Source organism: Opitutus sp. sgz309028 (assembly GCF_059821195.1).
This window is the reverse complement of record NZ_JCAMRR010000001.1, coordinates 768,091-781,786: the sequence shown is the minus strand read 5'-3', so window position 1 is coordinate 781,786 and position 13,696 is coordinate 768,091. Positions and strand designations below refer to the sequence as shown.

Here is a 13,696-nt window from a genome sequence, read left to right as displayed (position 1 = left end):
CGCGCATTCCGAAAAAAAAAGTCGAAACGACGAGCCGGTTTCTAGCGGACCTTTTACCAACTCGGATTGTCACCCCCGATCCAAACTATGGATCTCGCCAATACAGAGCTGCGCACGGCAGACGGACTTCATCAACCTGCCGGCGGAGCGTGGCCGGGCGAACGAAGCCGCAAAATCGGTATCCTCACGTTTCATCGCTGCATCAATTACGGCGCTTACTGGCAGATGCGCTGCCTTCGCGATTTTCTACTCGCTGCCGGTCATGAGGTGCAACTGCTCGACTACCACTCGCGCGATTATTTCTGGCGGGAGCTGAAACACGCGATTCGCCCGTTCCGGCCGGCGCCGCGGCGCGATGTCGCGGCCTTTGCGGCGAAAGCATTGAAGTTCATCGCGGCGCAACAACGGGTGAAGCGCACCGGGAAATTCCCGCTTCACGCCCCGCCGGATTTTTCGGATTTCGACCTGGTGGTCGTCGGCAGCGACGAGGTGTGGAATCTCTCGCATCCGTGGCTCGGCGGCGTGCCGCTTTTCTTCGGGGAGTCGCTCGCGCCGCGCCGGCTCGTCGCCTACGCCGCGAGCTTCGGCAACTACGATTCGGGCCGCGGCCTCGCGCCCGAATGGGTCGCGCGTCTGCGGCGTTTCGATTGTATTTCCGTTCGGGATACAAACTCGTGCGATCTCATCCGCCGTCATGTGGACATGGAACCGCCGCTGGTGCTCGACCCCTGCCTGCAATTCACCCCGGCGCCGGCCCGGCTCACCGCACCGCGTTTCGGGCCCGCCTACCTGCTGCTTTACGGCAACCGCTTCACGCCGGAGTTTGCCCGTGAGGTACGGGCTTGGGCGCAGGCGCGTCATTTGCGGATCGTGAGCATCGGCTACCGCAACGATTGGGCGGATGTTTCGCTCCTGAGCGCCGGGCCCGACGAGTTCGTGCACCGTTTTCGTCACGCGAGCGCGGTGGCCACGTCGTATTTTCATGGATGCGTTTTCGCGCTGCGGTTCCATCAGCCCTTCGTCGCTCAACTTTCGCCTTATCGGTCGAACAAAATCCGCGGTTTCCTGACCTTGGTGGGCGCCATGCACCGCATTTTCGATTCTGCCCGGAGCGCGCAGGTCGCCCAACTCCTCTCGACCCCGATCGAGTCGGAGACCATCGCGATTATCGATGCCCGCCGGCAGCAGTCGCTGGGATTTCTCGCGCACTGCCTCCGGTTATGAGTGTGACGGACACGCGGCCGTCGGCGCCATGGACGCCGGCTCCGTCGCCGACCGGCGTCTGGCGCATCGCCGACGTGCTGGCCGCGGACGTCTGCATCGGCTGCGGCGCGTGTGCGGTGGCGGATCCGGGACGGTATCGGATTCGTTTCACGAAACGCGCGCTCTACCAAACGCAGCCGGTGCCAGCGTCCGCGTCCGCGCCGTCGAGCAATCCCGCGCGGGTGTGTCCGTTTTCGGACCAGGCGGAGAATGAGGATCAGATTGCGCAGCGCGAGTTTGGTGCCGCGCCGCATTCGCATCCGGCGGTTGGGCGGTGGACGGCTGCTTACGTCGGCTGGGTCGAGGAACGCGATTTTCGCACGCGCGGCAGCTCGGGCGGCATGGTCTCGTGGCTGCTGCTGGAGCTGCTGCGCGCCGGCGAAATCGACGGCGTGGTGCACGTCGCGCCCCGCACGCCAACCAAGGAGAATCCGGGGCTGTTCGCTTATCGCGTTTCGCGCACGCCGGAGGAAATCCAGGCGGCGGCCAAGTCACGCTATTATCCCATCGAGTTTTCCGCGGCACTCGCGGAGGTGCGGGCCCGGCCGGGACGCTACGCATTCGTGGGCGTCCCGTGTTTCGTCAAAGCGGTCCGGCTCCTGATGAAAAACGATGCCGTGCTACGCGAGCGGATCGCACTCTGCCTCGGATTGTTTTGCGGCCATTTGAAAAGCGCCGCGCTGGTTGAAAGTTTCGCCCGCCAGAGCGGGGTCGCGCCGGGAAGCGTCGCGGCCGTCGATTTTCGCGTGAAGCAACCGGACCGTGGTGCGGATGTTTATACGGTGGGTTTGACCACGCGCGACGGTCGCGTGCACGTGCGTGACTGGGCGCGGATGGTGGACGGCGACTGGGGCATGGGCTTCTTCCAGTATGAAGCCTGTAATTTTTGCGACGACGTCATGGCGGAGACGGCCGATGTGTCGTTCGGCGATGCCTGGGTGAAACCATATTCCGCGGACGGGCGCGGGACGAACGTTGTCGTGATCCGCGCGGAACACGTTCGTGAGATCTTCGCGGTTGCGGCGGCCGAGGGCCGGCTGGAGTTGCGCGAAGTCGATGGCGAGTTTCTGGCGAAGACGCAGGCCGCAGGCTTGCGGCAGCGTCGCGAGGGCCTCGCGTATCGCTTGCACCGCAGCCGCGGTGAGCGCGTGCCGCGGAAGCGCGTGAAACCGAATGCGCACGCTGGCGGATGGAAGCGCCGCCGCATCTACGATCTGCGTCGCGCGATCAGTTTCTCGAGTCACCGCGTCTTCGCCGCGGCGCGGACGCTTCGCTGCTTCTGGATTTATCGGGCGTGGGCCCGCGCGATGGGTGCGCTCTATCGCGGCGTTTACTGGCTCGACCGCGGGAGCGTGCGCGCGCGGTTACTCGGCCGCTTGCGCTGACGGCTCCGCGGACGGCGTGCGCAGACCGATGGTGAGTTCGCGGCCATTGACGCGAATGACCGCGCGATCGGCGGAAGAGTCGTAGCGGATCGCGGTGATTTCGCCGATAGTCTTTCCGACCGGCACCCACACACTGCGCTGGTCCCGCAGGCGCGTGATGCTCAGCAACGTGGTGTCACCGATCGCCGACATCCCCGCGAGCGCGTAACCGTTGTCAGGAGCCGCCGTGACGGCGGGGGCGCTGGCCGCAGCAGGAACAAACGGTGAGGCTTCGGCTCCCGGTGCGGGCGTCGATGCTGCGGCGAGGCTCGCCTCCGAATTCGCATCGTGGACGAGCGTCGAGGGCGCATCGCGATCGACCGCACGTTCGGTCACGGCGTCGCGATTGCGGTGCAGAACGATGATGACGACCGCGAACAACGCCATCAGCACGCCGGCGTTAAGCGCGATCAACGGCAGCGATTGCGCGCGTCGCGTCTCGCGCCGTTTCTCCGCGCGCGCGCGCGGTGTGAGGCGCTGGGACTCGGCGAGCGCGATTTCCGCGCGGTCGCGTTCGGCTTTGATGAGGGCGTCGTTAATCAGGCTCATGCGGCGAAAGTCCGGTGCGCTGTTTCGCCGCTGGAGTTGCGAGCGCCCACCGCGGGCTTGGACGGCGACACGTGGGCCGGGTTCCACGCCGTCGAAAATACTCCGGCCCGAAAATGTCACTCGGGCGACACGGAAACGTAACGCGTTGCCGGGACCGCTCCGGCTGTTTGACCGGTCGCTCGCCACGGCATGAAAACCGCGCGGCCGACGACGAGCATCCTGGTCAACAACTACAACAACGGTCGTTACCTGCGCGATTGCGTCGCGTCCGCGCTCGCGCAAACGACGCCGGCGGACGAGGTGATCGTCTACGACGACGGCAGCACCGACGAGAGCCTCGCGCTGCTCCGCGCGTTCGGCGATCGGATCACGCCGATCTTCGGCACGCACGACGCCGCGCGGCCGAGCCGGATCTCGCAGGCCCAGGCGGTGTGGCGGGCCTTCGAGCGATCGCGCGGCGAGTGGCTGTTCCTCCTCGATGGCGACGATCGGTTCGCGCCGCAGAAGATCGAGCGCGTGCTGGCCGCGGTGGCGGGCCGTCAGGACGTCGCGCTCGTGCAATCGCCGATGACCTTGATCGACGGCGGCGACGCACAGATCGGACGTTATCGCGATCTGCGGTTTCATGTGCGCGACGTGCGGGCGGCGATTTACGCGCAGCACGATGTCGACTTCTTCTATCCCACCTCGGCTCTGGTCGTGCATCGCGCCGCGCTCTCACGCGTGCTGCCGCTCGACGTGACCGTCTGTCCGGAGCTCGCGTGCGATACACGGATCGGGCTGCTGATGCCTTTTCTCGGCGAGGTTGTGACGCTCGACGAATGTCTCGCGTGCTGGCGACGGCACGCTGGCAGTTACATTTCGTCGCTCGGTCGCTCGCGCTGGTTTCAGGCGCAGCAGACGTGGCGGCGTGTGCGAACCTTCAATGCCACCGCGCCGCGCTTTGGCGCTCGAAAACTTTCACTGTGGCGCAATCCGCGTTTTCGCCGCCAGCTGGCGGGCGCATTGCTGCCGGAGGCGTTGCGGCGACGCTGGCGAAAAACCGGCACGATTTTTCACGGCGAGACGCGTTCGCCTGCCGCGGGATAGACGCTTCGAACGTCGTCGGCGTCAGCGAAATTCGATTTCTGCCAGCACCGGGAAATGGTCGCTGGGCGCCTGGCCGTTTTCGGCGAAGGTGACGATCGCGGCGCGCTTCACCGCGGCGAGCGGCCGCGCGAGGATCCAGTCGATCCGCTCGCCCTCGTGTTTCGCCGGTTGGTAGTTGTGAAACGTGTTGAGGTCCTCGTTGTCGGGCGTCGCGGCGGCGCTCCACGTATCGGTCAACGCGGCTTCGCGCGTGAGCGTGTCGTAAGCGGGGCTCGCGCCCGCGGCGCAGTTGAAATCGCCGGTTAACACCACCGGCAGCGCGGTGTCGAAGGACGCGAGCCGGTCGCGCAGGAGTTGCGCGGCTTTCTGCCGGGCCTGCTCAATCTGGTGATCGAAATGCGTGTTGCAGAAATAGAATTCGCGTCCCGAGGTGCGGTCGCGAAAACGGACCCACGTGACCATGCGCGGGTAGACGTTGCCCCACGTCATCGAGCCAATGACGCCCGGCGTGTCGGAGAGCCAGAAATGATCGTAGGCGACCGGCTCGAAACGATCGCGCCGGTAAAATACCGCCATGAATTCGCCGCGACTGCCGCCGTCGCGGCCGAGTCCGATCCACTCGTAAGCCGGCAGGTCGGCGGCGAGATCGCCCAGCTGGCGGTAAACGCCTTCCTGCGTGCCGACGAGATCCGGCGCTTCGCGCTCGAGCAGGTGTTTCATCACGGGACGGCGATCCGGCCAGGCATTCGGCGACTGATCGCTGGCGAAGCGCAGGTTGAACGTCATGACGCGGAGCGAAAGTGCGGCGGACCCGCCGGCAACCGGCGAAGCAAGGAGCGCGAGGCAAACGAGACGGAGGATCAGACGGTGTGAAGACATGAGGCGCGTGGGTTATGCGCAGCGTGCGCGATTTCCGCGGCAAGGCGAGCGTCGGAGCTGGACTCATCGGCGGGCGGCGATTCGTTGGCGTGAACCCTTTCCTCCCATGAACGAACAAACCCGTCGCGCATTTCTCACCTCCGCCGTCACGCTGGGCACGGCCGCCGTTGCCGCGGCCGCGGTGCCGTCCACCGGCAAGGCGGCGCTGCCGAAGCTGGTGCATCACGTGTTTTTTTGGCTGAAGAACCCGGAGTCGGCGGCGGATCGCGAGGCTTTGATCTCGGGCATCCGCAAGCTGGAGAAAATCGAAACGGTGCGCGCGTTTCATGTGGGCGTGCCGGCGAGCACGGAGAAACGCGATGTGGTGGACAACAGTTACGGCGTGTCCGAGCTGCTCGGCTTCGACGATGTCGAGGGACAGGACATTTATCAGAAACATCCGCTGCACCTCGAATTCGTGAAGACCTGCTCGCACCTGTGGTCGAAGGTCGTCGTTTACGACGTCATGGCGGTGTGAGGCGGGGCGTGGAGTTGTCTGTGGTCGAGCAAGACATAGGCCACAGAGGGCACAGAGCTCGGACACAGAGAGCACGGAGAGACGAGGGGGGAGGCGGCGCCACTCGCGTCCGGATCGCTGGCGAACTCAGTTCGGCGGAGACACACGCGAGGACGAAACGAGCATCTTTTTGCCGCGGGCCGCGTCTCGCTGGGCAACCCCATCCCCGATGATTTATACTTCTTCGCTGATTCGCGCGTTCGCTCGCTTTGGTTTCATGGTTGCCCTGACCACGACCGCGGCGCTCGCCACCACGCCCGCCATGAACAACGACCCGCTCGACGCGTCGATCCGCGAGCACCGCACCGGCACGCTCGTGATCGAGACTCGCCCCGGCGCGAAGGTGAAGATCGAACAGGTGCGGCACGAATTCTGGTTTGGCGCAGCGCTCGCGAACCAGGCGTTTGACGGCAAAATGCCGGCCGCGGACGCGAAGCGCTACCGCGAAGTGTTTCTGCAAAACTTCAATGCGGCCGTGACGGAGAATGCGCTCAAGTGGCTCTCGATGGAGCCGCGGCGCGGACAGGTGAACTACGCGACCGTCGATGCGATCCTGCGGTGGACCGACGAGCACCGGCTGCCGCTGCGCGGGCACAATGTCTTCTGGGGCATCGATCAGTTTGTGCAGCCCTGGCTGAAGACGATGAGCAACGACGAACTGCGCGCGACGCTCGAGGCGCGGGCGAAGGACATCGCCTCGCGCTACCGCGGACGCTTCGTCGAATACGATCTCAATAACGAGATGATTCACGGAAACTTCTACGCGGAGCGGCTGGGTCCGCAGATCACGAAAGACATGGCCGCGTGGATGCACGCGAAGGACCCGGAGGCGAAATTGTTTCTCAACGATTACGACATCCTCACGGGGAATCGCCTCGACGATTACGTGCAACAGATCCGCGAGCTGCTCGCGCAGGGCGTGCCGATCGCGGGCATCGGCGTGCAGGGGCATTTGCACGGCGACTCGTTTGACCGCGACGCGCTGCGTCACGCGCTGGATGTGCTCGCGCAGTTCAAACTCCCGATCCGCGTGACCGAGTTCAATCTTCCTGGACAGCGCTCGAAATTCTACGAGCACGAGGAAATGCCGATCACGCCGGCGGAGGAAGAGGCGAAAGCGCGCGACATCGTGGATTACTATCGGATCTGCTTCGCGCACCCGGCAGTAAGCGGGATTCTGATGTGGGGTTTTTGGGAGGGAGCGAACTGGATCCCGCAGTCTTCGCTCTACAAGCGTGACTGGACGCCGACGCCCGCCGCGAAAGCGTATCGCGATCTCATCTTCCGTGACTGGTGGACGAAGTGGGAAGGTCAGGCCGATGCAAACGGTCGCTGCGAAGTGCCCGCCTTCTTCGGCGAACACCGCGTGACGGCCGCGGGAAAAACCAAAACGGTTACGCTCCACAAAGCCGACGGCCGCGCCACCGTCACGCTGCGTTGAGTGCTGTCGATGGGGCGCGGTTCTGAAAGAACCACGAAAGACACGAAACACACGAAAGGCCCAATCGATCGGAGCCCACGGAATACACGGAAGAAGGCGTTCCGTGTCCGGCCGGTCTGATTTTTCCGTGTCTTCCGTGTGTTCCGTGGGCTACTCCGGATCGGTTTTCGTGTTTTTCGTGTCTTTCGTGGTCAATTCGGCCTGAGCCGCCGCTGCATCAATAATCCAAATACGGCCCGAGCCAGCGTTCGGCTTCGGCCATCGTCTGGCCCTTGCGCGCGGCGTAGTCTTCGACCTGGTCGCGGCCGAGTTTGCCGACGCCGAAATACTTCGCCTCGGGATGATTGAAATACCAGCCGCTCACGCTGCTCGCGGGGGTCATCGCGCAGCTTTCGGTCAACACGATGCCGGTCGCAGCGGTGGCGTTGAGCAGATCGAAAAGGATCGGCTTTTCCGTGTGATCCGGACACGCAGGATAACCCGGCGCGGGCCGGATGCCGCGGTAGCGCTCGCGAATGAGGTCCTCGTAGGAGAGGTTTTCGGTGCGACCGAAACCGCAGGCTTCGCGGGCGCGTTTGTGGAAAAACTCCGCTGACGCTTCCGCGAGCCGGTCGCCGAGCGCCTGCGCCATGATCGCGGAGTAGTCGTCATGCGCGGCCTTGAACTCGAGCGCGAGCGCTTCGACGCCGTGGCCGGCGGTCACCGCAAAGCCGCCGATATAGTCGAGGCGGCCGCTGTCCTTCGGTGCGATGTAATCGGCGAGACAATGATTGAATTGGTCTGCCGGTTTTTCCATCTGCTGTCGCAATTGGTGGAACCGCGTGAGCACGCGACTGCGCGATTCGTCGGCGTAGACTTCGATGTCGTCGCCGACCGCATTCGCCGGCCAGAAGCCGATCACCGCTTTTGCAGTGTAACGCTTTTCCGCGATGATGCGCGCGAGGAGTTTTTGCGCGTCGTCGAACAGCTTCTTCGCTTCGGCGCCGACGGTGGCGTCGTCGAAGATTTGCGGGAAACGCCCGTGGAGCTCCCACGCGCTGAAGAACGGACCCCAGTCGATGAAAGGGACAATCTCAGCGAGCTGCAGCGGGTGGGTGCCGTCGGTGATTTCGGTCGAGTAGATGCGCGTGCCGAAGAACTCCGGACGCGGGATATCGATCGCGCTCCAATCGAACTGCGGGCGGCGCGCGCGGGCCTGCTCCAGCGAGAGCAGCGGCTTGCGCGTGCGGCGGGCGTTGAATTCGTCGCGCTGACGCTGCTGCTTGGCCGCATTCTCTGCGACGAAAGCGGGCTTCTGCGTCGGGGAGAGCAGTGCGCTGACGACGTTGACCACGCGTGAGGCGTCGAGCACGTGCACGACGCCGTGCTCGTATTCGGGCGCGATCTTCACGGCGGTGTGCGCGCCGCTGGTCGTGGCTCCCCCGATCAACAGCGGCACGCTGAAATTCTCCCGCTTCATTTCCTTCGCGACGTGCACCATCTCGTCGAGCGACGGTGTGATGAGTCCGGAGAGCCCGATCGCGTCGGCGCCGAGCTCGCGGGCTTTGGCGAGGATCTTGTCGGACGGCACCATCACGCCGAGATCGGTGACCTCGTAATTGTTACACGCGAGCACGACGCCGACGATGTTCTTGCCGATGTCGTGGACGTCGCCCTTGACGGTCGCCACCACGATCTTGCCGTTGGCGCGGGCGGCGCCCCCGGCGGCGATGTGCTGGCGTTTTTCCTCTTCCATGAACGGCGTGAGGTAGGCGACGGATTTTTTCATCACGCGCGCCGACTTCACGACCTGGGGAAGAAACATTTTTCCGGCGCCGAAAAGATCGCCGACGATGCGCATGCCGTCCATCAGCGGGCCTTCGATGATCGCGAGCGGCCGCGGATATTTCGCGGTGTTCGCGCGCGCCTCCTCGGTGTCCTGTTCGATGAAGGCATCGATGCCTTTCACCAGCGCGTGACTGAGCCGTTCTTCCACCGGCCGGCTGCGCCAGCCGGAATCTGAAATTTCAGATTTCAGATTTGAACCACCGCCGGCCTGCTCCTTGAGCGCGTCCGCGAATTTGACGAGCCGCTCGGTCGCGTCGGCGCGGCGGTTGAGCAGCACGTCCTCGACGAGCTCGCGCAGATCGCGCGGAATCTCCTCATAAACACCAAGCATGCCGGCGTTGACGATCGCCATGTCGAGGCCGGCGGCGATCGCGTGATAAAGGAAAACGCTGTGAATCGCCTCGCGGACGGGATTGTTGCCGCGGAAAGAGAAGGAAACATTGGAGACACCGCCGCTGACCTTCGCGCCGGGCAGTGTCTGCTTGATGATCCGCGTGGCCTCGAAGAAATCGACGGCGTAGTTGTTATGCTCCTCGATGCCGGTGGCGACGGTGAGGATGTTCGGATCGAAAATGATGTCCTCGGCGGGAAACCCGATTTGTTCGGTCAGCAGTTTATAAGCGCGCGTGCAGATGCGCACCTTTTCGTCGCGGCTAGCGGCCTGGCCCTGCTCGTCAAACGCCATCACGACCGCTGCGGCGCCGTAACGCCGAATCAGCCGCGCCCGCTGGAGAAACTCCCCTTCGCCGTCCTTCAACGAGATCGAGTTGACGATGCCCTTGCCCTGGAGGCAGCGCAGGCCGGCTTCGAGCACGGACCATTTCGACGAATCGATCATCACCGGCACGCGCGAGATTTCCGGCTCGGCGGCGATGAGGTTGAGGAACTTCACCATCGTCGCTTCGCCGTCGATCAGCGCCTCGTCGACATTGATGTCGATGATATTGGCGCCGTTCTCGACTTGCTGGCGGGCGATGGCGAGGCAGGCATCCCAATCGCCGGCCTTGAGCGCCTTCGCGAATTTGGGTGAGCCGGTGATATTGGTGCGCTCGCCGATGACGAGGAATTGCGAACCGGTCGGTTGGTCGGGGGCCGTGGACATTACGGGAGGTTCAGAAAGGTTCAGTTGACGGCGAGCGCTTCGAGCCCGCTGAGTTGCAGACGCCGGTTCGGTGCGGCGGGCTGGCGCGGGGGAAGTCCGCGGACCGCGGCCGCGATCGCGGCGATGTGATCGGGCGTGGAGCCGCAGCAGCCGCCGACGAGATTCACGAAACCGCTGCGCGCGAACTCGCCGAGCACACCGGCCATGTCGGCGGGCGTTTCGTCGTAACCGCCAAACGCATTCGGCAGGCCGGCGTTCGGATAGCAGGTGACGTAGCATTCGGCGATCGAGGCGAGTTCCTCGACGTAGGGCCGCATCGCGCGACCGCCGAGCGCACAATTGATGCCGACGGAAAACGGTTTTGCGTGGCGGATGGAATTATAGAATGCGCCGATCGTTTGCCCGGACAATGTGCGGCCCGACGCGTCGGTGATCGTCACGGAAATCATCACCGGCAGCCGGTAGCCGCGCGCCTCGAAGACCTCGTCGACCGCGAAGAGGGCGGCTTTCGAATTCAGCGTGTCGAAAATCGTCTCCACCAGCAGCGCGTCGACGCCGCCATCGAGCAGCGCCTCGATCTGCTCGCGATACGCGGTGACGACCTGGTCCCACGTGACCGCGCGATAATCGGGTCGGTTGACGTCGGGCGACATCGAGAGCGTGCGGTTGAGCGGACCGATCGCGCCGGCGACGAAACAGCGACGGCCAGGTGTGGCGGCCTCGGCTTTCTGCGCGGCGCGGCGGGCGACGGCGACCGCCGCGAGGTTGATGTCGCGCACGGCGCTCTCGAGTTGGTAGTCGGCCTGCGAGATGGTCGTCGCGTTGAAGGTGTTTGTTTCGACCATGTCCGCGCCGGCGGCGAAATAGCGGCCGTGGATGTCCTCGATCACGTCGGGGCGCGTGAGCGACAGGAGATCGTTGTCGCCTTTCAGATCGTGCGGGTGGGACTTGAAACGCTCGCCGCGGAAATCCGTTTCCTGCAGGCCAAACGTCTGGATCAGCGAGCCCATCGCGCCATCGAGGACAACGATGCGCGAGGCAAACAGCGCAGACAAATCACGGGTCGAGGCGGCAGCGCGCGCGGCAAGTTCGGCGCGGGAGGGAATGGGATCGGTGGCGGCCATGATGCGCGAAAGCTGCTCCCGGCTGATACACTTTGCAAGAAACATATCTTGAAATGCGGATGCGTTGATTTGTAGCTTCATGACCTCGCAAGGCAGCGCCAAAAGCACGCAGCGATCGGCAATCCGTGCACAAGAAAACGGGTTGCCCGCGACGGCCGAGGGGCATGCACTGCGCTTCGTTCTTTGGGAAAGCTCCGGGCAGCGGGAAAGGCCGTGAAATCCGGCCACAGTTGCGCTGCGGTAACGCATCAAGCCAAGCCAGTGCCGCGCAGTTTTGCGCGGGAAAGCCAGTCTCCGGTTTCGACCGGAGGTGAAGGCGATCGGGTGAGGAAGCCGGTTGGCGCCGGCGAGACATGCGGAGTCCGAACATCCGTCCCGGGGTGCTCACGCGTTCGACGTGTTGGTTTTTTGCGCGCGTCGATCGCGAAAACTTCATCGCAAAAATGAAGCGTGAGAGTAGCCGCCCCGGAAACGGACGGTGTCTGCTCTTGCCGCCAGCGAAAGCAGACCTCCATGAAACAATCCTCCCGGTCGGTCCTCCGCGGACCGTTCCTCCTTATTCTCGGCGCCGCGTTCGCGGGCCTTTTTGCGCGCGCGCAGGACTCCGGCGCGGCGATCGAGCGGCTCGATCCGCTCGTGACCACGGCCACGCGCACGCCCGCGGCGCCGCGCACGATCGGCACGGCGCTCGACGTGATCGACGCCGCCGATCTGGCGCGGCGGCAACTCACCTCGCTCGCGCAGGCGCTCGGCGGCGTGGCTGGCGCGCCGCATTTTTCGTCGGGCGCGCCCGGCGCGTTGTCGTCGCTCTTTCTTCGCGGCGCGAATTCGAACCAGACGCTGTTCCTCGTCGACGGGCTCCGGTTCAACGATCCCAACACCGATTATCAACTCTTCCTCGGCGGCGGCTGCGTCGGCGCGTGCGACAGCCTCGAAGTCGCGCACGGTCCGCAAAGCACGCTCTACGGCGGCGAAGCGGTGGGCGGCGTCGTGTCGCTCCGCGCCCAGCGCGGCGCGGGCGAACCCACGGCGAGTATCGGCGCGGAGGGCGGTTCCTTCGGCACGATCCAGGGCTCGCTGACGGCTCAAGGCGAACGCGACGCGTGGGGCTACAGTTTTTCCGCGCGCGGCGGCCACTCCGACAACGAACGGCCGAATAATGCATTCACGAATGCGAACGCGGTGCTCCGGCTCGACCGCACGCTCAACGAGCGCGTGGCGGTTGGCGGCACGCTGCGGTATTTCCATGGCAACTACGCCGATCCCGGCGATCGCTACACGAACGATCCCGACAATCACGAGCGGGAAAATAATCTCCTCGCGACCGCGTTTGCGGAGTTCGCGCCCGCGCCGGCCTTCAGGTCGCGCGTGACGATCGGCGGACAGGACCGCCGCTTCGTTTCCGAGAACCCGTCGCCGTCGGGTTTCACGCAGGTAACGCTCGTGAAAAACCGTCGCGGCGTGCTGGACTGGCAGTCGACCTACACCGGCGTGGAGCGGCACCGTTTCACGGCCGGCGTCACCGCCGAGGCGAATCACACGCGCAACACCGGCTTTGGCGACATCAACAAGAAGCAGACGCTGCTCGCGGTGTTCGCGCAGGACGAGTTTTCGCCGACCGACGAGATTTTCCTCACCGCCGGTTTCCGTAGCGACGATCATGATACGTTCGGCCGCGCGACCACCGGGCGTGCGACGGCGGCGTGGCTCGTCGCGCAGCGCACGCTCAAGCTTCGGGGCAGCTACGGCACGGCCTTTCGTTCGCCGAGTTTTCTCGATCTCTATGGTCGCAGTGCGTTCTACGCCGGCAATCCGGACCTGCGGGCCGAGCGGGCGCGCGGCTGGGATGCGGGGGTGGATTATTATCTGCCCGAGCAACGCGGCACGCTGGGCGTGACGTGGTTCGAGACGCGTTTCCGCGATCTGATTACTTACGATTTCGCGGTGTTTCCCAGCACGGTGAAAAATATCGAGCGGGCGAAAACCCGCGGACTCGAGCTCTCGTTTGAAACGAAAACCGCGAGCGTCGCCGACGTGCGCGTCGCCTACACGTATCTCGAGGCGGAGAACCTCACGCAGGCGATCCGGCTGGTGCGGCGACCGCGGCATTCGTTTTCCGCGGATGTGTGGCGGGAACTCGGCCGCGGCTTCAGTGCGGGTGCGGGCGTCGCCTTCGTCGCCGATCGACGCGACGTCGATGCGGCGACGTTCCAGACGATCGACGCGGAGGATTACACGGTCGCGCGGCTTTACGTCGCATGGAAACTCAACGAGCGGCTCACGCTGACGGCCCGCGTCGAGAACCTGTTCGACGAACGCTACGAGGAAGTGAACGGCTATCCCGCGCTGGGCCGCGGCGTCTTCGCGGGGGCGACCTGGAGCTTCTAGAAACGTCGCGAAAAATCGTCGCGGGCCGGACATCCGCCGGCCTGCGAACGAGCC

General features: G+C 64.6%; 10 protein-coding genes. 6 read left to right on the top strand and 4 right to left on the bottom strand.

What is annotated here, in order from left to right; genetic code table 11:
• Positions 1-87: 87 nt before the first annotated feature.
• Positions 88-1,224: a polysaccharide pyruvyl transferase family protein gene (locus AC6RV7_RS02955; RefSeq protein WP_500092408.1), complete on the top strand. Its 1,137-nt coding sequence runs from the start codon at positions 88-90 to the stop codon at positions 1,222-1,224.
• Positions 1,221-2,648, top strand: coding sequence for a Coenzyme F420 hydrogenase/dehydrogenase, beta subunit C-terminal domain (locus tag AC6RV7_RS02950; RefSeq protein WP_500092407.1), 1,428 nt, complete (start codon positions 1,221-1,223; stop codon positions 2,646-2,648). Before AC6RV7_RS02955 ends, AC6RV7_RS02950 begins: the two co-directional genes overlap by 4 nt.
• Here the strand turns inward: AC6RV7_RS02950 and AC6RV7_RS02945 are convergent.
• A complete protein-coding gene (locus AC6RV7_RS02945; protein ID WP_500092406.1) occupies positions 2,628-3,236 on the bottom strand; it encodes a hypothetical protein in 609 nt (202 codons plus the stop codon). The two genes, AC6RV7_RS02950 and AC6RV7_RS02945, sit on opposite strands and share 21 nt — an antisense overlap.
• A 189-nt stretch (positions 3,237-3,425) precedes the next feature.
• On the opposite strand from AC6RV7_RS02945, the gene AC6RV7_RS02940 reads away from it, so the two are divergent.
• Positions 3,426-4,325: a glycosyltransferase family 2 protein gene (locus AC6RV7_RS02940; RefSeq protein ID WP_500092405.1), complete on the top strand. Its 900-nt coding sequence runs from the start codon at positions 3,426-3,428 to the stop codon at positions 4,323-4,325.
• A 21-nt stretch (positions 4,326-4,346) separates the two neighbouring features.
• On the opposite strand, the gene AC6RV7_RS02935 is transcribed toward AC6RV7_RS02940, so the two are convergent.
• Positions 4,347-5,204, bottom strand: coding sequence for an endonuclease/exonuclease/phosphatase family protein (locus AC6RV7_RS02935; protein WP_500092404.1), 858 nt, complete (start codon positions 5,202-5,204; stop codon positions 4,347-4,349).
• 106 nt (positions 5,205-5,310) lie between these two features.
• Between AC6RV7_RS02935 and AC6RV7_RS02930 the strand changes: the two genes are divergently transcribed.
• On the top strand, positions 5,311-5,721 hold the full coding sequence (locus AC6RV7_RS02930) for a Dabb family protein (RefSeq protein WP_500092403.1): 411 nt from the start codon (positions 5,311-5,313) through the stop codon (positions 5,719-5,721).
• Positions 5,722-5,977: 256 nt separating this feature from the next.
• Positions 5,978-7,201, top strand: coding sequence for an endo-1,4-beta-xylanase (locus tag AC6RV7_RS02925; RefSeq protein ID WP_500092402.1), 1,224 nt, complete (start codon positions 5,978-5,980; stop codon positions 7,199-7,201).
• A gap of 217 nt (positions 7,202-7,418) precedes the next feature.
• Here the strand turns inward: AC6RV7_RS02925 and metH are convergent, their stop codons facing one another.
• Positions 7,419-10,130: a methionine synthase gene (gene metH, locus AC6RV7_RS02920; protein ID WP_500092401.1), complete on the bottom strand. Its 2,712-nt coding sequence runs from the start codon at positions 10,128-10,130 to the stop codon at positions 7,419-7,421.
• A 20-nt stretch (positions 10,131-10,150) separates the two neighbouring features.
• Complete coding sequence (locus AC6RV7_RS02915; RefSeq protein WP_500092400.1) at positions 10,151-11,299, bottom strand: homocysteine S-methyltransferase family protein; 1,149 nt, start codon at positions 11,297-11,299, stop codon at positions 10,151-10,153.
• A gap of 468 nt (positions 11,300-11,767) precedes the next feature.
• Between AC6RV7_RS02915 and AC6RV7_RS02910 the strand changes: the two genes are divergently transcribed.
• On the top strand, positions 11,768-13,642 hold the full coding sequence (locus AC6RV7_RS02910; RefSeq protein WP_500092399.1) for a TonB-dependent receptor plug domain-containing protein: 1,875 nt from the start codon (positions 11,768-11,770) through the stop codon (positions 13,640-13,642).
• Positions 13,643-13,696 lie beyond the last annotated feature (54 nt).

Excerpts from the sequence above, each read along its gene's own strand:
- AC6RV7_RS02955 (WP_500092408.1), top strand. The coding sequence starts at position 88 with ATGGATCTCGCCAATACAGAGCTGCGCACGGCAGACGGACTTCATCAA.
- AC6RV7_RS02950 (WP_500092407.1), top strand. The coding sequence starts at position 1,221 with ATGAGTGTGACGGACACGCGGCCGTCGGCGCCATGGACGCCGGCTCCG.
- AC6RV7_RS02945 (WP_500092406.1), bottom strand. The coding sequence starts at position 3,236 with ATGAGCCTGATTAACGACGCCCTCATCAAAGCCGAACGCGACCGCGCG.
- AC6RV7_RS02940 (WP_500092405.1), top strand. The coding sequence starts at position 3,426 with ATGAAAACCGCGCGGCCGACGACGAGCATCCTGGTCAACAACTACAAC.
- AC6RV7_RS02935 (WP_500092404.1), bottom strand. The coding sequence starts at position 5,204 with ATGTCTTCACACCGTCTGATCCTCCGTCTCGTTTGCCTCGCGCTCCTT.
- AC6RV7_RS02930 (WP_500092403.1), top strand. The coding sequence starts at position 5,311 with ATGAACGAACAAACCCGTCGCGCATTTCTCACCTCCGCCGTCACGCTG.
- AC6RV7_RS02925 (WP_500092402.1), top strand. The coding sequence starts at position 5,978 with ATGGTTGCCCTGACCACGACCGCGGCGCTCGCCACCACGCCCGCCATG.
- metH (WP_500092401.1), bottom strand. The coding sequence starts at position 10,130 with ATGTCCACGGCCCCCGACCAACCGACCGGTTCGCAATTCCTCGTCATC.
- AC6RV7_RS02915 (WP_500092400.1), bottom strand. The coding sequence starts at position 11,299 with ATGTTTCTTGCAAAGTGTATCAGCCGGGAGCAGCTTTCGCGCATCATG.
- AC6RV7_RS02910 (WP_500092399.1), top strand. The coding sequence starts at position 11,768 with ATGAAACAATCCTCCCGGTCGGTCCTCCGCGGACCGTTCCTCCTTATT.